The 370-nt window shown below is 44.1% G+C and carries 1 pseudogene; it reads left to right on the top strand.

Annotated features, from left to right (window positions below):
* Window positions 1–370, top strand: a pseudogene (locus tag A3757_RS05370) (arginine decarboxylase); the annotation flags it as partial.

Genomic DNA, 370 nt, shown 5'->3' with positions numbered 1-370 from the left:
TGCACTGCCACTTAGGTTCACAAATCCCCAGCATTCATGATATTCGAAGTGGTGTCGTAGAAGCCTGCCGCTATTTTACTGACCTAATGAGTGAGGGTGCAGAATTAACCCATATAGATTTGGGTGGTGGCTTAGCGGTTGATTATACCGGCGCACAAAGCAATGACGATAAAAGTCGTAACTACACGCTTGAAGAATATTGTGAAGATATTGTCGATACTCTCAAGCAAACCTTGGACGACCATAATATTCCTCACCCAACGATTGTCACGGAATCTGGGCGAGCAACTGTCGCTTACTCTTCAATTCTGCTGTTCAATATTCTAGATACCAATATTTTTGAACCAATCAGTCTGCCCGAACCATCGCC

It is taken from the genome of Oleiphilus sp. HI0117 (genome assembly GCF_001635235.1).
This window is presented reverse-complemented; position numbering and strand designations above follow the sequence as displayed.